The sequence below is a fragment of the Mesorhizobium koreense genome, assembly GCF_031656215.1.
Taxonomy (GTDB): domain Bacteria; phylum Pseudomonadota; class Alphaproteobacteria; order Rhizobiales; family Rhizobiaceae; genus Mesorhizobium_L; species Mesorhizobium_L koreense.
Genome location: NZ_CP134228.1, coordinates 3,124,806 through 3,142,436, shown reverse-complemented (window position 1 = coordinate 3,142,436; position 17,631 = coordinate 3,124,806). Strand labels below are relative to the sequence as shown.

Here is a 17,631-nt window from a genome sequence, read left to right as displayed (position 1 = left end):
ATCTCCAGTCATGGAATGGCGCGACGAGGGAATCATTCTTGGCACCCGCCGGCATGGCGAGACGAGCGCCATCCTCGAGGTGATGACCGGCGCGCATGGCCGCCATCTCGGCCTCGTGCGCGGCGGTCGCGGCCGCAGGATGCAGCCGGTCCTGCAGCCGGGCAATCGCGTCGAGCTTTATTGGCGGGCGAGGCTGGACGAGCATCTGGGCGTCTTCCAGGTCGAACCGCTGGAGCTTAATGCGGCGCGGCTTTTCGACAGCGCGGTCGCCGTCTTCGGCCTGCAGACCCTTGCCGCGCATCTGAGGTTGCTTCCGGAGCGCGATCCGCACCGCACGCTCTACGAGACGCTAGGCCTCGTCATCGGACATCTGGACGATCCCGTCTCGGCGGCGGAACTCCTGATCCGTTTCGAATTGCTGGTTCTGGACGAACTCGGCTTCGGGCTTGACCTGTCGCAATGCGCGGCGACGGGCTCGCACGAAGACCTCGCCTATGTCTCACCGAAGACGGGCCGCGCCGTCTCGCGGGCGGCGGGCTCCCCGTGGCAGGACAGGCTCTTGGCCTTGCCGGCTTTTCTCCAGCGAGGCGGCGGGCGGCGCGGCAGTCCGGCGGAGATCGACGTGGCGTTCCGGCTCACCGGGTTCTTCTTCGGGCGGCATGTCTACGAGGCGCGCGGCATCGAGCCGCCGGAGGCCCGCGCCGCCTTCCTGTCGGCGCTCAGCCGACAGTTCGCGAATAAGGGGGAAAGTGCCGCATGAACGAGGTGGAGCTTTATCCAGGCAGGGTTTCGCGCCTTGGTTTCGGTACGATCCCGCGTGCCGATCTGGTGAAATTCTCCGGGCTCGAACTGCTCCAGCGCGTCGTTGACGGGCACTATCCAGCGCCGACCATGGCGGGGCGGTTGAATTTCGCGCTGACGGAGGTCGCCGAGGGTAGGGCGGTCTTTCACGGGCTACCGGACGAGAACCATCTCAATCCACTGGGCACGGTGCATGGCGGCTGGGCGGCTTCCATCCTCGATTCAGCACTTGGCTGCGCGGTCCACACCATGCTGCGCAAGGGCGAGGCCTATACCACCGCCGAATTCAAGGTGAACCTGACCCGCCCGATCACGCCGCGCACGGGCGAGGTCGTCTGCGAGGGACGGGTCATCCATAAGGGGCGCACGCTTGCCGTCTCGGAGGCAACGCTGAAGGACAAGGACGGCAAGCTCCTCGCCTTCGGTACCGAGACCTGCTCGATCTTTGCTGCGGAGAATCTTGCCGGCCGCGCCGACTGACGATCACCTACTCGGTAGGCGCGAATTCCAGCCTCGGCACCGGCTTTTCCACGATCGGCCAGTGCACGATGGCCGCGCCGATGGCGAGTGCGACGCTCAGCCACCACACGCCGTCATAGCTGCCGAAGGCATCGCGCAGATAGCCGCCGAGCCACACGCCGAGGAACGAGCCGACCTGGTGCGAGAGGAACACGACCCCGCCCAGCATGCCGAGATAGCGCGTGCCGAACATGACGGCCACCAGACCGTTGGTCGGCGCGACGGTTGCAAGCCAGAGCAGCCCGGTGATGACGGCAAAGCCGATGACCGTCACGGGTGAGGGCGGCAACAGGATGAAGGCGACGACCGCCGCCGCCCGCGCCAGATAGATCAGCGACAGGAATATCCGCTTCGAATAATGCTGGCCGATATAACCCGAAGCCAGCGATCCGATAATGTTGAAGAAGCCGATCAGCGCCAGCGAGATGACGGCATAGCGCGGCTCGATGCCGATATCGCCGAGATAGGCGGGGAAATGGACCGTAATGAAGGCCAACTGGAAGCCGCAGACGAAGAAGCCGGCGGTCAAAAGCAGGAAGGAGCGATGGCCGAGCGCCTCACGCAAGGCATCCCGCATCGACTGCTCCGCTACCGCCTGCGAAACCTGACCGGACTGCGCAGTGCCCTTAAGCGGGATTGCCAGGAACGGTATCACGAGCATGGCGATGCCGAGATAGACAAGAGCGTTCACCCAGCCATAGGCATCGATCAACCCCTGGCTGATCGGCGCGAACAGGAACATACCTGCGGAACCCGCCGCCGTGCCGAGACCGAAGACGAAGCTGCGCTTATCGGGCGAAACGTTGCGCGCGAAGGCGGCGAGAATGATGCCGAAGGACCCGCCGGCGACACCGAGGCCGACAAGCACGCCTGCTCCCAGATGGAGCATTTCCGGCGTGTGAGCCGTCGCCATGAGAAAAAGGCCCGCAGCATAGATGACGGCGGAGAGCGCCAGCACGCGCCATGTGCCGAAGCGGTCGGCGATTGCGCCGAAGATCGGCTGTCCGAGACCCCAAAGCAGGTTCTGGATCGCCATGGCCAGCCCGAAGGTGGTCCGGTCCCAGCCGCGATCGGCCAGCATCGGCAACTGGAAAAAGCCCATTGCCGAGCGCGGGCCGAAATTGATCGCTGCGATCAGACAGCCGCAGATGATGATCAGCCAGGGGAAGCTGGACACCAGGCGGGTGGGAACGGTCGAGGTAGCCATTGCGGGATTCTCCGGCGGGGAGCGGCGATCCTAGTGATATCTTCGGGCCAATCAAACGAATAGGTTGCGACGTACGCTTCAATTTTCCTGATGCATAAGCTGCCCGCTATCGGTTGCCGCGTCCCTTTCCCACCTTGGCCGTTGGAGCATCCATGGCCGTATCCGAAATCCCGATTGCCTGCGTCCCGATCACATGAACGTCGCGCTGCGGAACCGCTATCGAAATACCTGCCTTGGCGAACGCTTCCCTTGCAGCCTTGAGGAGAGCCACCTTGGTAGCCCAGTTATCCGAAGAGGTGGTCCAGTAACGCAGCACGACCACTATCGCGCTCTCGCCGAGTTCCTTGACATAGGCAATCGGCGCGGGGTCCTTAAGGACGCGCTTTTCTGCTTCGGCGAGGCCCGAAAGCGTGCGCAAGGCGAGCCCGATATCGCCCTCGTACGAGATGCGGACGGTGCATTCGTCCAGCCGGCGTGGATTGCGCGAATAGTTCGTCACCGCGCTGTTCCAAAGCTGGCTGTTGGGCGCCATGACGTAGAGCCCGTCCCAGGTCCTGAGCTCGGTCGCGAACAGGCCGACCTCCAGCACCGTGCCGGCAAGGCTGCCCACCGCGACATATTCACCGACGCGGAAGGGCCTGAGCACCAGGAGCATGATGCCCGACGCGATGTTCTGCAGCGTGCCCTGCAAGGCGAGACCGATGGCGAGGCCGATCGCGCCAAGGGCGGCGATGATGCTCGCCGTCTGCACGCCGAACTGGGCCAGAACCGTAATGCCGACAAGGATCAGGATGGCGTAGCGCAGTATTTTCGAGAGGAAGATGCGCAGGGTCTCGTCGAAACCGCGAACCCGCTTCAGGCCTGCGAACAGCCATCTTTCCGCCAGCCCGGCGGCGATGTAGCCGACCACGAGCAGGATGATTGCGCCCAGGACCGAAAAAGCATACTGGGCGGCAAGGGCGCCGGCCGCCTGGACAGCGGACTGGCCCGCCTCGACAAGACGATCTGTCGTGGCTTCCATAAGACATTTCCTTTCGCGTGTTTATCGACGGGCAATGTTGCGAATTTCGCAAATAATTGGCGCGTAATCGTGTTCCCGGCAATCCGGCGCAGGCGAAAGCGGTCCGGATGTGGGTGCGGATACCGGCAACCGCCGTCAATCTTCACGGTCGTTCCGGCCGCCGCCGATATCAGCCACAATTTGGCCCAAATTCGAGAGCGTAGCGCGAGATGCTTGCGCGGAAGAAGGCTACGCAGGCGTCCGCACGGGCATATGGCCTTCTTCCTACACGGAACAATCGTTCAATCATGAACGTCCGAATCCGCGCCGCGCTTACTACAGACATAAATGCGCTTGTAGCGATCGAGAACGCCGCCTTCGCGACCGACCGGATCTCGCGTCGCTCTTTCCGCCTTCTCATCGAAAGAGATACGGCCGCCGTACTGGTCGCCGAGGCGGGCGACGACCTCACGGGCTATTGCGTCGTCCTCTATCGCAGAGGCAGTGTGGTGGCGCGCCTCTACTCGATCGCAGTTTCGCCGGAGACGAACGGACGGGGCGTGGGCAAGGCCCTGCTCGAAGCCGCGGAAGATGCCGCGTTCGAAAATGACAGGCTGATCCTTCGGTTGGAGGTGCGTGAGGACAATCCGCGCGCCATCACCCTCTACGAGAAGAACGGCTATCGCCCCATCGGTAAGCAACCCGACTACTACGAGGATGGTGCGACCGCGCTGCGCTACGAGAAGATGCTGCGCGGCGACGTGCCGTTCGCGACGACCGTGCCCTACTATGAACAATCCGAGGAATTCACCTGCGGCCCGGCCTGCCTGTTGATGGCAAAGGCCGCTTTCCAGCCCGGCTTCGTGCCGGACGCGGTGATGGAGGTCAGGCTGTGGCGCGAGGCGACGACGATCTTCATGATGTCGGGACCGGGGGGCTGCGAGCCTTTCGGGCTGGCGGTGGCCGCTTATGAGCACGGGCTGGCGCCAGAAATCATCGTTTCCTTCTTCGGTGCCCTTTTCCTGCAATCGGTCCGCAGCGACGAGAAGCGTCGCGTCATGGAACTGGCCCAGGTCGATTTCCGCAACCGTGTCGACGCCTACGGCGTTCCGGTCGAATACCGGAATTTCGTGCTCGACGATATCCGTCGCGCACTTGCCGGAGGACGTCTGGTCATGGTGCTGGTGAGCGGTTTCATCATGTTCGGCAAGAAAGTGCCGCATTGGGTGCTGGCCATCGGCGACGACGGCGACCATATCATCCTGCACGATCCGTGGGTCGAGGACGAGCGCGGCGAGACGGAAACCGACGCGGCGAGCATTCCGATACCGTATTCCATCTTCATGGCCATGGCGCAGTACGGCCGCGAAGGCCTGCGCGCCGCCGTCATTCTGGGAAGGCGACAATGAGCTGGGTCATCCTGACAGGCAGGCAAAGCGATCTCGACCAGTTTGCGACCCCCCACAAGATCATCACCAACCGGGACTATCTCGCCCATCCGGCGCTGTTCCAGAGCCAGCGCCCCAAGGTCATCAACCTCTCCAACCATTACGGCTATCAGAGCCGCGGCTACTATGCCTCGCTTCTGGCAAGTTCGCGCGGGCATCGGGTCATTCCGACCGTGGAGACGATGATCGACCTTTCCGAGCACAAGCTCTACGAGAGCACGCTTCCGGAACTCGAGCAGGCGCTCAACAAATGCCGGAAGGAACTCGGCGGCAGTTTCCCGCCCTCGATCACCGTGTTCTTCGGCAACGGCCCGGTGAAGGCGCTCGACCGCTTCTGCAAACTGCTCTTCGACTGGTTCCGCGCACCGGCGCTCGAAGTGAAGGTCAAGGACGGGGAATGGGCCTCGATCACGAAGATCGGTCTTCTGCCGCTTGCCCGCATTGCGCCGGCGGACAAGCCGCGTTTTCTCGAGGGGCTTGAAAGCTATACGCAGCGCGAATGGCGCGACAGCAAGGCGCGAACGCCCGCGCGCTACTCCTTCGCCACGCTGATCGACCCGCACGAGGTGCTGCCGCCTTCGAGCGTCCAGTCGCTGAAACACTGGTCGCGCGTGGCAGAGAAGATGGGCGTGGAGGTCGAGCCGATCACGAAGAAGGATCTGGCCAAGCTCGCGAACTACGACGCGCTCTTCATCCGCGAGACGACGACCATCGCCAACCACACCTATCGCTTCGCCCGCCGTGCGCAGCAGGAGGGCATGCCGGTGATCGACGACCCACTGTCGATGATCCGCTGCACCAACAAGGTCTATCTCAACGAACTGATGGCGCACAACAAGGTGGCCGTGCCGCCGACGGTCATGATCGCGGGAATGAACGATCTGGAACTCGCCGCCGACACACTGGGCTTCCCGCTGGTGCTGAAAATCCCCGACAGCGCCTTCTCGCGCGGCGTGAAGAAAGCGGCGGATTTCGAGGAGCTCAAGCGGCTCGCCCAGCAATGGCTGGAGGATTCCGACCTCCTCATTGCGCAAAAATACATGCCGACCGAATTCGACTGGCGCATCGGTGTGCTCGGCGGGGAGCCGCTTTTCGCCGTGCAGTACCTGATGGCCAAGAAGCATTGGCAGATCGTCAACCACGACCGCCGCGGCAAGCCCGACGAAGGCGGGTTCCGCACCTTCACGCTCGAGAATACGCCGCCGGCGGTGATCGATACGGCCGTGCGCGCCGCGCGCTGCATCGGCGACGGCCTCTACGGCGTCGACCTGAAGGAAACGCCCGACGGCGTCTTCGCCATCGAGGTGAACGATAATCCGAACCTCGACCATGGCTGCGAGGATACAGGCGAGAAGGATCAGGTCTGGGCCCGCCTGACACAATGGTTCATCGACCGCCTCGAACGGCAGGGGCGGTGAACGTCAGCCCCTGGCGAGCAGCGTTTCGATCGCTTTGAAGCGCTTCAGGAACGCCTTCTCGACCGATTTGACCGAACGCGGCGTAAAATCGAAACGGTCGGCGGCGATGCCGCGCGGGCGGCCGAAATAGCGCACGGCCTCCGTCATCGAAAAACCGGCAAGTTCCGTTGCCTCGAAATAGGCGGCGATCTGATCGGCGCGCTTGATCGCCTTCCGCGTCGCTTCCTCCGTTTCCGGCGGCAGGCCGAACCGGATATGGATCACGTGCTGAAGCCGCCGCTCGACGTCCTTGTAGCCGCCGCCGACGACCGATTTGAACGGCGAGATCATGTCGCCGATCACGTATTCAGCAGCATCGTGGAGAAGGGCTGCGAGCCGGTCGCTAGGGGAGGCGCTGGCGAAAGTCGCGGCGAATATATGCTCCACGACAAGTGAATGCTGGGCGACGGAAAATGCGTGATCGCCGGACGTCTGGCCGTTCCAGCGGGCGACGCGCGCCAGCCCGTGGGCGATATCGCCGATCTCGACGTCAAGCGGCGAGGGGTCGAGCAGGTCGAGCCGCCGTCCCGAGAGCATGCGCTGCCATGCGCGCGGCGGGGCGCCCTCACGGTCGGGCATCAGGCGTTGCCGGTGCCGGCATCCGCCGGCTGCGGATAGGTGAATTTCGCCCATTCAGGGATCGACGGCGTGATAGGCACGTCGCCGGCCATGATCGGGTCGCCCCCATCCAGGGCGTCCTTCACGCGGTCGATCCGGACGATGGCAAGTCCTCTATTACCCGACACCGAGCCGAGCGTACCGATGGCGCGACCGCCAGCCGTGATCTCGACGCCTGGAGCGGGCAGGGGGCGATCGCCTTGAACGATGAGAACGCGCCGGCGCGCCGTGCCACGATGCTGCATGCGCGAGACGACTTCCTGCCCGACATAGCAGCCCTTCTGGAAGCCGATGCCGCCGACCTGATCGAGCAGGACATCGTGTGGGAAAGCATCGCCAAGGGCATAGTCTGGGCCGCTCTCGGCAAGGCCGCTCGCGATACGATAGGCGTTCCAATCGCCTTCCGTGGCATCCGCCGGGGGCAGGGGCGGGTCGTAGTGCCGTAGGATCGTCCCGCCGAAACGGCTGTCGGCAAGTCCCTTCCGGCCATGCGGCAATACTCCCTCCTGTTCCCAAGTGACGGAAACGGGCATCACCGGCGCCTTAGCGATCTCGACCTTAGCCCGCAGCCGGTAAAGCATGAGCCGCCGCATCAAATCGTCCGCAACATCCGTGCGGCATTCGAGGCGGAACACGCTTTCGTCCGCGCGTGAGATGAGGAAATCGAAAAGGATCTTTCCTTGCGGAGACAACAGCGCGGCGGAACGGACCTCATCGTCTTTCAGCGTCGTGAGATCGGCGGTGATCAGGTTCTGCAGGAAATGTTCGGCCTCGGGACCGGAAACGGTGAGGATCGCGCGGTCTTCGAGATGGGCGACGGGCATGGCGCAGTTCGTTTCGCTGTTGTTCGCGGTCTAGGTATGCCCGGCGCGCGGAGGGGGCAAGAGTGTGCTGCTGCGGGTAAGCCTCGAGGCCGGACTACAAGTCGGGAGTTACCCCCACTCCGTCCCGCTTCGCGGGCCACCTCTCCCCCTCAAAAGGGGAGAGGAAGGGAGGCGTTCGACGCGGCGCATGAACCCAGCTTCCTTGATTTGCGCTACAGCCTGCCTCTCTATCGCGCCGTCTACCACTCGCCGGTGTTCGGCATCGACTTCCAGGGCTCGGCGGGCTCCAGCGGTTCGCCCTCCTGCAGAAGTTCGATCGAGATGTTGTCGGGGGAGCGGATGAAGGCCATATTGCCGTCGCGCGGCGGCCGGTTGATGGTGACGCCGGCATCCATCAGCTTCCGGCAGGTCTCGTAGATATTGTCCACCTTGTAGGCGAGGTGGCCGAAATTGCGCCCGCCCTTGTAATCTTCCGGATCCCAGTTGAAGGTTAGTTCGACCTCGGGCGCGCGTTCGGCCCGCGCGCGATCCGCATCTTTCGACGCGGCCAGGAAGATCAGCGTATAGCGGCCTTTGTCGTTGTCGAAGCGCCGCGTCTCCACAAGGCCGAGCTTGTTGCAGTAGAAATCGAGCGATTCCTCGATATCGCGGATACGAACCATGGTGTGAAGATAGCGCATGTCCTTGCCTCGCTTTGTTTGCTGTTGGAGACATAGAGCGTCGGGCAGGGTCACGACAACCGTAACGACCCGCGAAGGCCCCTTTATTGCAAATCTGTTGAATAACGAAAAATCGCGCGAGGTGACTTGTGCGCCCCGGGAATGGCGGTGTTATCCTTGCGGAAAGAATCACATCGCGTTTCAGTAGCAGAAAAGGGGTGCGTTCGGATGGGGGACAAGGCCTCTTCGGGGAGGCAGGAAGGCGTGAGCGACGATTTCGGGGGCCGTGAAGGCGCCGTCGAAAACGAAGATCTCGCCGAAGTCTCCGGCGCCATCAAATGGTTCGACGTAGCCAAGGGCTATGGTTTTATCCTGCCCGATGCAATCGGTTTGCAGGCGGGCATGGGCGATGTGCTTCTCCATGTCACCTGCCTGCGCCGCGACGGCTTCCAGACGGCGCTGGAGGGCGCCCGCGTGGTTTGCCTCGTCAAGCGCGGCGAGCGGGGCATGCAGGCCTTCCGCGTGCTTTCCATGGACAATTCCACCGCTACCCATCCAGCCGAGCACGGCGAGCAGCGCACGCACATAACCGTGACACCGGAAAGCGGCCTTGAGCGGGCTCTGGTGAAATGGTTCAACCGCACCAAGGGCTTCGGCTTCCTGACGCGCGGGGAGGGCACGGAGGATATCTTCGTGCACATGGAGACGCTGCGCCGCTACGGGCTGACGGAATTGCGTCCGGGCCAGGTCGTGCTGGTGCGCTTCGGCCGTGGTGAGAAAGGCCTTATGGCTGCCGAAATTCACCCCGATATGGGGACCTTGCCGATTTCGCACTGAAAATCGGCTTCGGCCGAGGGCGAACGATGACGGCGCGGGTTCAGCTTTTCTCGACACGTATGCTTTTCGCAGCCGGGATGGCGCTTTTAGCCATTGCGCTGCTGCTGTCGCCGGTGCGCGCTGGCGAGGCGCCGATGATCCTGCCGACCGACCCGACGCCGCTCATCGTCGACGGCGCAAACGGTCCGCATTCCTTCTCGATCGAGATCGCGAACACGCCGCAGGAACAGGAGCAGGGGCTCATGTACCGGCGGAGCATGCCGGACGACCACGGCATGCTGTTCGCCTTCGACCAGAGCGAACCTCTTGCCTTCTGGATGAAGAACACGCCGATGCCGCTCGACCTCGTCTTCGTCAGCAGTCGCGGAGAGGTGAGGGCGGTTCGTCAGGGAACGCCGTTTTCCACTGATATCATCTCGCCGAACGAGCCCGTGCGTTTCGTCCTTGAATTGAAGGCCGGCATAGCCGAAAAGGCGGGCATCTCGGACGGGGTGGTCATGCGCCATCCGGTCATAGAAGCGGCCTCGCACGACCGATGACGGGCATGGCCGCCACAGCGGGGCGCCATGCAATTTTTCGATCATGACGGTTTCAACCTGGCGTTCATCGACCAGGGCAATGGAGAGCCGGTCCTGCTCATCCACGGCTTCGCATCGAGCCATAGTGTCAACTGGGTGACACCCGGCTGGGTGAAGACGCTGACGGAGGCGGGATACCGTGCCATCGCCTTCGACAATCGCGGCCACGGTGCATCGTCGAAAAGCTATGAGCCGGAAGACTACCGCGCGCAGAAGATGGCCGGCGACGCAGCGGCGCTGCTTGATCATCTCGGCATCCCCCGCGCCCATGTCATGGGCTACTCGATGGGCGCCAGGATTGCCGCCTTCATGGCGCTCGATTATCCGGAGAAGGTGGCGACACTGATCCTCGGTGGGCTCGGCGAGGGAATGGTGAAGGGGGTCGGCGACTGGGATCCGATCGCGGACGCCCTGCTCGCCGACGACCCGGCCTCGGTAACCCATCCGAGGGGCCGCATGTTCCGTACCTTCGCCGATCAGACGAAGAGCGATCGCAGGGCGCTTGCCGCGTGCATCGAGACCTCGCGCGACCTGATCGGTGCGGACGAGGTCGCCGGCATCTACCAGCCGACGCTGGTGGCCGTCGGCACGACGGACGACATCGCCGGTTCGCCGACGGTGCTCGCCGATCTGATGCCGCACGGCGATGCCTTCGCCATCGAGGGCCGCGACCACATGCTTTCCGTTGGCGACCGCACCTTCAAGAAAAGAGTGCTGGAGTTCCTGCGTGAGCACCCGATCTGATCCGTCGGAAAGACCTGCCGTCGGGTTTGGAGTGTATCAGGCCGTTCCGCCGGCGCTCTGGCGTGCCTCCGCCGAACGGCGTGCTACGCCGGAAGCCACGATGATCAACAGCAGCGTCAGCACGTAGAAAACGATCTGGATACCCTGAGGCTGAGCGACGTAGCCGACGACGATGTGCAGGAATTGGCCAAGAATGCCGTCCTGCGACAACAGCCAGGACGTGTCCCAGACGCGGTTGCCGAGCGGCGGCAGCCATCCGGTCTGCGCGAGGAAGGCGGCTGCCTGCGCGGCAAGGCCAGCGGCGAGGAGCGTGATGATCACAGCAGTGACCTTGAAGATGTGACGCATCGAAATCCGGGCAAGCCCGGAATAGATCAGCCAGCCGATGACAACCGCCAGGACCATGCCTGCCAGCCCTCCGGCGAGCATCGAGCCGGTGTCGGAGGAGCCTTCCGCGGCGATGCCGTAGAGGAAGAGCACCGTTTCCGACCCCTCGCGCAGCACCGCGACTGCGGTAACGACGGCCAGTGCCGAGAGCGGCCTTGCGCCCGAGCGCACGTTATCGCCCAGTTTCCGCGCACTTGCGGCCATTTCGCGACCATGGCTCGACATCCAGGCCTGATGCCAGGTAAGCATGGCGACAGCCGCCAACAGCACCGCGGCATTGAAGAGATCGCTGCCGGACCCTTCGAAAAGCCCGGCGATAGCGTCCGCGAATATTGCCACGACGCCGGCGCCGAGCAACCCAACGACGAATCCCCCAACGACGTAGGCTGTCCGGCCGGCGATACCCCGGCTTGCAGCCATAACGATCGACACGATCAGGGCGGCTTCAAGCGATTCGCGAAAGACGATGACGAGCGTGGAGATCATGGCGGCGTCTATTTGGCCGTGAGAACGCCCTGCGCCGTGCTTTCATGGCGCTCGCCAAAGAATTTATAGGTGCCGGCTTCCAGCGGACCGATATAGACCGATATCGTCTTGCCGGCTCCGACGATTTTCTCGACGTGGAAATCGTGACTTTCGAATTCCTCGGCCGTCGTATCGGCATTGATGACCGTCAGCTTGACGCGAGTGCCTGCCGGGATTTCGGGATTGGCCGGCTCGAACTTGTGATCCTTGATGGTGATCGTCAGTTCATTGTCCGCGGCAAGAGCCGTTGTCGTCGCCATGGGCGGCAACAGGCCAAATGCCGCAACAGCGAGCGACAGCATCAAAACAGGAATACGATGGAGGTGAAGACGTATAGCGCGCGGCAAGATGTTCATTGTCCCTCTCTGTCAGGGGTCAAGGCCCTGCGATCAAGTCGCAACAAAGGCACCAGTAGCAATGGCCGATACGAAATTCAACTGAAAACCAACAGTTTAGAGTGACTCTAAAAAGCAGAGCTTAAAGTATAGAACAATTCTAAACTGGACTAGCGTCTTCACATTTTCGCCTGCTCCGACGATGTTCGAACCGAGCGGGCAATTCCCGCCTCTCCAGGCTCACCGGCGTGATAAATCGGCTACTGGGTTCGCCCTGCGAGCAACGAATTATTTTCCACGCCGGCTTGAATCCGAGCACATCAAATCCATTTGAAGCATGCTTAAGGAAATTGCGGTTCAATCGGCGTTTGCGATGGACTATGACAACAGCCACACGGTGGATGGACCGCAAGCGGAAGGAAAAGCGCCGATGAATATCCGCAACATCGCCAGAAGCGCCGGCCTTCAGGCCGTCGACCCCATCTGGAACGCGGTGCGCGAGGAAGCGACGGAAGCCGTGGAACGCGATCCGCTGCTCTCCGCCTTCCTTTTCTCCACCATCCTCAACCAGCAAACGCTGGAAGAGGCGGTGATCCATCGCCTGTCCGAGCGGCTCGACCACGCCGATATGGGCGCGGACATCATCCGGCAGACCTTCGCGGAAATGATGAGGGACGATCCGGACTGGAGCGCGGTGGTGCGCGTCGATATCCAGGCCTATTACGACCGCGATCCCGCCTGCGACCGCTTCCTGATGCCAGTCCTCTATTTCAAGGGTTTTCACGCGATCCAGACGCAGCGGCTCGCCCATTGGCTGTGGGTGAAGGGGCGGCGCGATTTCGCGCTCTATCTGCAAAGCCGCTCCTCCGCGGTCTTCCAGGTCGATATCCATCCGGCGGCGCGTATAGGCAAGGGCATCTTCATCGATCACGCCACCGGCGTCGTCGTTGGCGAGACGGCGGTGGTGGAGGACAACGTCTCGATGCTCCATGGCGTTACGCTGGGCGGCACCGGCAAGGCGGGCGGCGACCGGCATCCCAAGATTCGCTACGGCGTGCTGATCGGGGCGGGCGCCAAGATCCTCGGCAATATCGAGGTCGGCCATTGCTCCAAGGTGGCGGCCGGCTCGGTGCTGCTCACTTCGATACCGAACAACAAGACGGTTGCCGGCGTGCCGGCGCGGATCGTCGGCGAAGCGGGTTGCGACGAGCCCTCGCGCGCCATGGATCAGTTGCTGGGTAACCAGGATCACGCTTTCCCCAACGGTTGAAAGAAGCCTGTCGGGCTTTACATGGTGAGGACCGGCGTGCCAGAAGCGCCCCATAATAGCGCTTCGGCCTACGGCCGACTGTCACCGGAGAGTATACTTGAAGCCCGAAGAAATCAGGAAACTGGACGCCTATTTCAAGCGGACGTTCAACAACGCGGCGCTTGAAGTGAAGGCGCGGCCGCGCAAGGACGATTCGTGCGAACTCTATATCGGCGACGAGTTCCTCGGCATCATCTTCAAGGATGATGACGACGGAGAGCTTTCCTACAATTTCTCGATGGCGATCCTGGACGTGGACCTGTAGCGCTATTCCGCCGTCCTTATGAAGGACCGCGCCTTGGCTGTTACGGCTGCGTCGAGCGATTGCCAATCGGCCAGCAATTCGCGCGGAAAGCGATAATTGAGCGAAAGCCCATTGCCCGTCAGCACATCGCGCTGGCAAGGCGCCAGAGATTCCTTTCCAGCCGCTCCGGCAAGACATCTCGCGACGAAAGGTTCGGCGTTCGTCCGCGTACCCACTGCCAGCACCTCGTTCAAATAGCCGGTTTCGGGCTTGAAGTCATAAAGCGTGATGCCGTTTCCTTCGGATATGCCCGGCTCGACGATAAGCGAGCGATAGATCGGCTCGAGGCGGCCGCTCATGTCGTGCGACATGGTTTGCGGCTCGAAGGACAGGAAAAGGATGTCCTTGCGGCCGTTGGTGCCGTTGAAATCGGCCCGCGCCGCATCGGAATAGCCGCCCAGGTCCGGCCAGTGCAGATAAAGGTCGAGCCTCGCCGCCACGCCGTCATGGCGTGCCTTCGCAAAGCGGATCGCATTTGCCGGAACGGAGAGCACATTGTTGCCGATGACGATCTCATGCAAGGTTGGATCGTCCGAATAGCCGCCCATGGAGATCGACGGGCCGAGCCATCGGCCCACCGTCGCGATAAGGGCGGAGGCGAGGGCAAGCGCGATGAAGACATAAAAGGTCCGCACCAGGAAGGTCTGGTCGATGCCTCTTATGTTCGTGCGCCCGGCCGAATCGACATGCTCCGCCATCTAAACCCCCGGCGCGGCGTCTACCGGCTCTGAAGTTGCGCCACGCTCCTCTGTCGGCGACCTTGCGGACTTATGGTAAATGCCGGGTAAATGGACGCTGCCCGGCGCGATGCGGCTTGTCAGCGGCCGCTCCGGCCTCTTACCTTCCTCGCGTCATCTCAGCCGGAAGGAATCGCCGATGCCGCTCTATGCCCTGAAGGATGTCGCGCCGAGGCTGGACGAACCCGGCTCGAACTGGATCGCGCCGGACGCCACGATCATCGGCAATGTCAGGCTCGGGCGGAACGTCGGCATCTGGTTCGGCGCCGTACTGCGCGGTGACAACGACCCGATCATCATCGGCGAGGATTCAAACGTCCAGGAACACACGGTCATGCACACCGACATCGGCTTTCCGCTTACCGTCGGAAAGGGCTGCACCATCGGACACCGCGCGATGCTGCACGGCTGCACCATCGGCGACAACAGCCTGATCGGCATGGGCGCGATCGTGCTGAACGGCGCCCGGATCGGCCGGAACAGTCTGGTCGGGGCAGGGGCACTCGTCACGGAAGGCAAGGAGTTCCCGGATAATTCGCTGATCGTGGGATCGCCGGCGCGGGCGGTCCGTACGCTCGACGAAGAGGCCGTCGAGCGGCTTCGCTGGTCCGCCGCGCACTATGTCGAGAACGGCAAGCGCTTTCTGGCGGATTTCCGGCCAGCCTGACCGAACCCCGCGCTTTCATGAAAAAGGCGGAGCCGGCCCGGGACATGGGCCGGCTCCTGAGCCCGGTCGTTGGGGACGGGGAGGGTGGGGACTCGACCGGGCTTTCTGGTCCGCGCTGATCGCGCGGAGAACTTGTCACATCCGGCGGCGCCGTTTGGCCGGCGCCAGCCGAAACTCGATGCTACCGCACGCTGCCGACCGCGACGGTCGGTGCGCGATCGTCCCGAACCGAGACCCATTCGCCGGAGTCGGTTTCGGACTGTCGCTTCAGGTATCGATACTTGGTGTCCGTCCAGGCCAAGACACGCGGCTCCAGATTGTCCAGGATATAATCGCCAAGGCTGGTGTGCACGGTCAGCACGGCATGGCCGTCGCCGTTCGGCTGCCGCACGACCGTCAGCAGCACATCCCCGGCCGGCACGCCCTTCTCCATGAGCTCGCGGCGCTTCTCCAGCGCATAGTCCTCGCAGTCGCCGTAGCGGCCGGGATAGGACCAGACCTCTTCCTTGCCCCAGATCTCCATGTCGGTCCTGGGGATGACGCGGGTGTTCACGCCGTTGTTGATGTCGATCATCTCGGCCCACAGCTGGCGCGTCAGTTCGATCGGCGCTTCCTTGGGCGTGCGCTCGTTGCATTCGTTCGGCAGCCGCTGGCAGAATTCGTAGTGGCCGACAGGCTGTGACGTCAGATTGCCGGTCGGCATGAAGGAGCGTCCCGCATTCGCCGTTCCCGTCCATGACGCGAGCGATAGTGCCATCGCCGCTATGAGCCCGATGCCTCGTCCCGTTATCATTGTGGTGTCTCCCCGTTTGAGACCACAATGACAGAGACGGATTTATTCCACGCAAAATCCGATAGTATAGTTTGAATTCAATACGCATTGAATGAGAGTTGTTATTGAATAGAATAAATATAGATTTTATCTAAAATTGTATTCTTCGCCTTAATCTAGCAGAAAACCGTCGAGGTCGCGCTTCAGGACGGCCGGCCGAGATGACGGCAGCCATGCAGGCAAGGGCTATTCCGCGCAACAAAAAAGGCCGGCAGAGCCAGCCTTTCCAGGGAGCCGCTATCGGGTCCGTTCTATCACGATGCCGTTTGCCGGAAAGCGGCGTCCAGCATTTCGGGCCGCTGCACCACCGCGAATTCGATGGCGATGCCCTCGTCGAAGTGGCGCACGACCTGGCCGCGCATCGTGCCGAGCGTCACCTGCACGCCGAGCGCCGGCTTGACCTCGATCTCGACAGCGGCGCCGGACAGCGACAGGTCGATGATGCGGCACTGGTATTGCCGCCCATCGGAGAGTTTGAGTACGCTCATCGGATTACGCGGCGCCACGCGTTCGTGACGGCGGTCCTCGGGCAAGTCGAGCTCGTGCTTGTTGGCGAGCCATGTAAGCTGCGCTGCAAGCTTGTCCTTCTTGCGGTCCGACGCGATGACGGTCATCGCGAACCCGTCCTGCAGGCGCCGTGTGATAACGCCTTCAACGCGCCCGATATGGTCGATATAGGCGATGACCTTCTCGCCGGGTTCGCCGATGCGGTCGGTGCGAAGCGCTACGTTGCCCGGCGACATGTCGACCACCTGGCAGGAATGTTCGGTACGGTCCTCAAGCATGAAGCGGCCGTAGATCTTGACGCGAACGCGCTGAAAACTCCGCCTTTCGACGCGCGACGGCGCGGTATCGATCGCCGCTGACCTCATATTCGCCCCTGACCGGTTCCATCCTCGCGAGCAGGCGAGAATCTCATGGAAAAAATAGAACTTTTCCGGTTAACAAGCGGTAAGTTGAGGCGTCTCTTTCTTGATCAGGTTTCGCGGCCGCCTTCGAAGACAACGAGGTGGCGGATGCGACGCCCGTGCCCTCCCTGGCCGGCGCCCGCGACTTCATCGGCGCTCGGCGCCATGGCCGGCACCGCGACGGCCGGACGATTCTTCAGGAACATGGGCTCGCGATCCGGGTCGACGACTCGGATCGTATCGATCCGGCATTCCACGACCGGATCGGCGCCAAGCCAATAGGGCTTTTCCACGGCCGAGGCGATGCCGAGCGTCCGCGGCGCTTCCTCGCCGGCGTCGAGCGGGAGCAGAAGCAATTCAAACGGGTTGGTGCGGCCGTTCCGGCTGCGACCCTCGAAGGCGATGACGACCACGGCCTTGGAATGGAAGGCGCTGTGCGCCAATCGCGCGATCAGCCGCTGGTCCTTGAAGGCCCAGAGCGAGGGGAGGGCGAAGCCCTTCAATTCACGGCCGAAAACGGCACACAGCCTGGTGCCCGCCAGGCGGAAGACTGCCTCGCCCCGGCTATCCTTCTCAAGGATGAACGTGTCGGCAAGCAGCGTCTTTATGTCGGCCGGCTCGATATCGGTACGTCTCGGCGCCGGCCGCTCGTCCCTCAACCTGTCCCAATATTGGAACAGCTCGATCGATTCGCGTTGTTTCATCCCGCCCGCTCCAAACCGCGATTGCATTCCTGTCCCATCGGTGAACAGCGAGTCGCCTTCCGATGAACTACATGCGTTCCGCTGCAGGTTGCGTGCCAGCCGGATATCGACTTGTTCACGGGCGGGGGGCATTAAGGTTAACAATTGGTTTCGATTGCGGCGCTGAAAGCTCCATGGCACACGCATCCATCGGGAGACGCTGCTTACAGCACTGTATTCGACCTTCAGTCA

At 62.6% G+C, this 17,631-nt stretch carries 21 protein-coding genes; 10 read left to right on the top strand and 11 right to left on the bottom strand.

The window, feature by feature from the left end:
* Positions 1-10 precede the first annotated feature (10 nt).
* Together recO and RBH77_RS14960 are read left to right on the top strand one after the other, a co-directional pair.
* Entirely contained in the window at positions 11-760 is a 750-nt protein-coding gene (gene recO / locus RBH77_RS14965) for a DNA repair protein RecO (RefSeq protein WP_311028388.1), read from the top strand.
* A complete protein-coding gene (locus tag RBH77_RS14960) occupies positions 757-1,281 on the top strand; it encodes a PaaI family thioesterase (protein WP_311028387.1) in 525 nt (174 codons plus the stop codon). Before recO ends, RBH77_RS14960 begins: the two co-directional genes overlap by 4 nt.
* Positions 1,282-1,288: 7 nt before the next feature.
* On the opposite strand, the gene RBH77_RS14955 is transcribed toward RBH77_RS14960, so the two are convergent.
* The gene (locus RBH77_RS14955; RefSeq protein ID WP_311028386.1) at positions 1,289-2,527 is read right to left on the bottom strand and encodes an MFS transporter; all 1,239 of its coding nucleotides are present in this window, start codon (positions 2,525-2,527) and stop codon (positions 1,289-1,291) included.
* Positions 2,528-2,633: 106 nt separating this feature from the next.
* Positions 2,634-3,548 (bottom strand): mechanosensitive ion channel family protein, encoded by a 915-nt coding sequence (locus tag RBH77_RS14950; RefSeq protein ID WP_311028385.1) that lies wholly within the window; start codon positions 3,546-3,548, stop codon positions 2,634-2,636.
* 287 nt (positions 3,549-3,835) lie between these two features.
* Here RBH77_RS14950 and RBH77_RS14945 point away from each other — a divergent pair, with 287 nt between their 5' ends.
* Positions 3,836-4,936, top strand: coding sequence for a peptidase C39 family protein (locus RBH77_RS14945; RefSeq protein WP_311028384.1), 1,101 nt, complete (start codon positions 3,836-3,838; stop codon positions 4,934-4,936).
* Positions 4,933-6,393 (top strand): RimK family ATP-grasp domain-containing protein, encoded by a 1,461-nt coding sequence (locus tag RBH77_RS14940; RefSeq protein ID WP_311028383.1) that lies wholly within the window; start codon positions 4,933-4,935, stop codon positions 6,391-6,393. Before RBH77_RS14945 ends, RBH77_RS14940 begins: the two co-directional genes overlap by 4 nt.
* A gap of 3 nt (positions 6,394-6,396) precedes the next feature.
* Here RBH77_RS14940 and RBH77_RS14935 read toward each other — a convergent pair whose 3' ends face one another.
* The 3 genes from RBH77_RS14935 to RBH77_RS14925 form a co-directional block, all read right to left on the bottom strand.
* Positions 6,397-7,014: a YfbR-like 5'-deoxynucleotidase gene (locus tag RBH77_RS14935; protein WP_311032561.1), complete on the bottom strand. Its 618-nt coding sequence runs from the start codon at positions 7,012-7,014 to the stop codon at positions 6,397-6,399.
* Positions 7,011-7,874: a CAF17-like 4Fe-4S cluster assembly/insertion protein YgfZ gene (gene ygfZ / locus RBH77_RS14930; protein WP_311028382.1), complete on the bottom strand. Its 864-nt coding sequence runs from the start codon at positions 7,872-7,874 to the stop codon at positions 7,011-7,013. The genes RBH77_RS14935 and ygfZ overlap by 4 nt, the downstream gene beginning before the upstream one ends.
* A 239-nt stretch (positions 7,875-8,113) precedes the next feature.
* A complete protein-coding gene (locus tag RBH77_RS14925) occupies positions 8,114-8,554 on the bottom strand; it encodes a VOC family protein (protein ID WP_311028381.1) in 441 nt (146 codons plus the stop codon).
* 207 nt (positions 8,555-8,761) lie between these two features.
* On the opposite strand from RBH77_RS14925, the gene RBH77_RS14920 reads away from it, so the two are divergent.
* From RBH77_RS14920 to RBH77_RS14910, 3 genes are read left to right on the top strand one after another with little or no spacing between them, the layout of a single operon-like run.
* On the top strand, positions 8,762-9,370 hold the full coding sequence (locus RBH77_RS14920; protein WP_311028380.1) for a cold-shock protein: 609 nt from the start codon (positions 8,762-8,764) through the stop codon (positions 9,368-9,370).
* 26 nt (positions 9,371-9,396) lie between these two features.
* Positions 9,397-9,909 (top strand): DUF192 domain-containing protein, encoded by a 513-nt coding sequence (locus tag RBH77_RS14915; protein WP_311028379.1) that lies wholly within the window; start codon positions 9,397-9,399, stop codon positions 9,907-9,909.
* Between the two features lie 27 nt (positions 9,910-9,936).
* Positions 9,937-10,692 (top strand): alpha/beta fold hydrolase, encoded by a 756-nt coding sequence (locus RBH77_RS14910; RefSeq protein WP_311028378.1) that lies wholly within the window; start codon positions 9,937-9,939, stop codon positions 10,690-10,692.
* A 36-nt stretch (positions 10,693-10,728) separates the two neighbouring features.
* Here the strand turns inward: RBH77_RS14910 and RBH77_RS14905 are convergent, their stop codons facing one another.
* Together RBH77_RS14905 and RBH77_RS14900 are read right to left on the bottom strand one after the other, a co-directional pair.
* Complete coding sequence (locus tag RBH77_RS14905; protein ID WP_311028377.1) at positions 10,729-11,565, bottom strand: FTR1 family iron permease; 837 nt, start codon at positions 11,563-11,565, stop codon at positions 10,729-10,731.
* An 8-nt stretch (positions 11,566-11,573) separates the two neighbouring features.
* Positions 11,574-11,960 (bottom strand): cupredoxin domain-containing protein, encoded by a 387-nt coding sequence (locus tag RBH77_RS14900; protein ID WP_311028376.1) that lies wholly within the window; start codon positions 11,958-11,960, stop codon positions 11,574-11,576.
* Between the two features lie 409 nt (positions 11,961-12,369).
* Here RBH77_RS14900 and cysE point away from each other — a divergent pair, with 409 nt between their 5' ends.
* Together cysE and RBH77_RS14890 are read left to right on the top strand one after the other, a co-directional pair.
* Positions 12,370-13,209 (top strand): serine O-acetyltransferase, encoded by an 840-nt coding sequence (gene cysE, locus RBH77_RS14895; protein WP_311032560.1) that lies wholly within the window; start codon positions 12,370-12,372, stop codon positions 13,207-13,209.
* 97 nt (positions 13,210-13,306) lie between these two features.
* Entirely contained in the window at positions 13,307-13,513 is a 207-nt protein-coding gene (locus RBH77_RS14890) for a DUF3126 family protein (protein ID WP_311028375.1), read from the top strand.
* Positions 13,514-13,515: 2 nt separating this feature from the next.
* On the opposite strand, the gene RBH77_RS14885 is transcribed toward RBH77_RS14890, so the two are convergent.
* Positions 13,516-14,250, bottom strand: a complete 735-nt coding sequence (locus RBH77_RS14885; protein WP_311028374.1) for a hypothetical protein — start codon at positions 14,248-14,250, stop codon at positions 13,516-13,518.
* A 178-nt stretch (positions 14,251-14,428) separates the two neighbouring features.
* Between RBH77_RS14885 and RBH77_RS14880 the strand changes: the two genes are divergently transcribed.
* Positions 14,429-14,956, top strand: coding sequence for a gamma carbonic anhydrase family protein (locus RBH77_RS14880; RefSeq protein WP_311032559.1), 528 nt, complete (start codon positions 14,429-14,431; stop codon positions 14,954-14,956).
* Between the two features lie 181 nt (positions 14,957-15,137).
* Here RBH77_RS14880 and RBH77_RS14875 read toward each other — a convergent pair whose 3' ends face one another.
* From RBH77_RS14875 to RBH77_RS14865, 3 genes are all read right to left on the bottom strand, one after another.
* Positions 15,138-15,749, bottom strand: a complete 612-nt coding sequence (locus tag RBH77_RS14875; protein ID WP_311028373.1) for a transglutaminase-like cysteine peptidase — start codon at positions 15,747-15,749, stop codon at positions 15,138-15,140.
* 293 nt (positions 15,750-16,042) lie between these two features.
* Positions 16,043-16,660: a PilZ domain-containing protein gene (locus RBH77_RS14870; RefSeq protein ID WP_311028372.1), complete on the bottom strand. Its 618-nt coding sequence runs from the start codon at positions 16,658-16,660 to the stop codon at positions 16,043-16,045.
* A gap of 104 nt (positions 16,661-16,764) precedes the next feature.
* On the bottom strand, positions 16,765-17,400 hold the full coding sequence (locus RBH77_RS14865; protein ID WP_311028371.1) for a PAS domain-containing protein: 636 nt from the start codon (positions 17,398-17,400) through the stop codon (positions 16,765-16,767).
* Positions 17,401-17,631: the final 231 nt, after the last annotated feature.

What these genes read in the sequence shown, in the direction of transcription:
- recO (WP_311028388.1), top strand. Translation starts at nt 11, where the DNA reads ATGGAATGGCGCGACGAGGGAATCATTCTTGGCACCCGCCGGCATGGC.
- RBH77_RS14960 (WP_311028387.1), top strand. Translation starts at nt 757, where the DNA reads ATGAACGAGGTGGAGCTTTATCCAGGCAGGGTTTCGCGCCTTGGTTTC.
- RBH77_RS14955 (WP_311028386.1), bottom strand. Translation starts at nt 2,527, where the DNA reads ATGGCTACCTCGACCGTTCCCACCCGCCTGGTGTCCAGCTTCCCCTGG.
- RBH77_RS14950 (WP_311028385.1), bottom strand. Translation starts at nt 3,548, where the DNA reads ATGGAAGCCACGACAGATCGTCTTGTCGAGGCGGGCCAGTCCGCTGTC.
- RBH77_RS14945 (WP_311028384.1), top strand. Translation starts at nt 3,836, where the DNA reads ATGAACGTCCGAATCCGCGCCGCGCTTACTACAGACATAAATGCGCTT.
- RBH77_RS14940 (WP_311028383.1), top strand. Translation starts at nt 4,933, where the DNA reads ATGAGCTGGGTCATCCTGACAGGCAGGCAAAGCGATCTCGACCAGTTT.
- ygfZ (WP_311028382.1), bottom strand. Translation starts at nt 7,874, where the DNA reads ATGCCCGTCGCCCATCTCGAAGACCGCGCGATCCTCACCGTTTCCGGT.
- RBH77_RS14925 (WP_311028381.1), bottom strand. Translation starts at nt 8,554, where the DNA reads ATGCGCTATCTTCACACCATGGTTCGTATCCGCGATATCGAGGAATCG.
- RBH77_RS14920 (WP_311028380.1), top strand. Translation starts at nt 8,762, where the DNA reads ATGGGGGACAAGGCCTCTTCGGGGAGGCAGGAAGGCGTGAGCGACGAT.
- RBH77_RS14915 (WP_311028379.1), top strand. Translation starts at nt 9,397, where the DNA reads ATGACGGCGCGGGTTCAGCTTTTCTCGACACGTATGCTTTTCGCAGCC.
- RBH77_RS14910 (WP_311028378.1), top strand. Translation starts at nt 9,937, where the DNA reads ATGCAATTTTTCGATCATGACGGTTTCAACCTGGCGTTCATCGACCAG.
- RBH77_RS14905 (WP_311028377.1), bottom strand. Translation starts at nt 11,565, where the DNA reads ATGATCTCCACGCTCGTCATCGTCTTTCGCGAATCGCTTGAAGCCGCC.
- RBH77_RS14900 (WP_311028376.1), bottom strand. Translation starts at nt 11,960, where the DNA reads ATGAACATCTTGCCGCGCGCTATACGTCTTCACCTCCATCGTATTCCT.
- cysE (WP_311032560.1), top strand. Translation starts at nt 12,370, where the DNA reads ATGAATATCCGCAACATCGCCAGAAGCGCCGGCCTTCAGGCCGTCGAC.
- RBH77_RS14885 (WP_311028374.1), bottom strand. Translation starts at nt 14,250, where the DNA reads ATGGCGGAGCATGTCGATTCGGCCGGGCGCACGAACATAAGAGGCATC.
- RBH77_RS14880 (WP_311032559.1), top strand. Translation starts at nt 14,429, where the DNA reads ATGCCGCTCTATGCCCTGAAGGATGTCGCGCCGAGGCTGGACGAACCC.
- RBH77_RS14875 (WP_311028373.1), bottom strand. Translation starts at nt 15,749, where the DNA reads ATGATAACGGGACGAGGCATCGGGCTCATAGCGGCGATGGCACTATCG.
- RBH77_RS14870 (WP_311028372.1), bottom strand. Translation starts at nt 16,660, where the DNA reads ATGAGGTCAGCGGCGATCGATACCGCGCCGTCGCGCGTCGAAAGGCGG.
- RBH77_RS14865 (WP_311028371.1), bottom strand. Translation starts at nt 17,400, where the DNA reads ATGAAACAACGCGAATCGATCGAGCTGTTCCAATATTGGGACAGGTTG.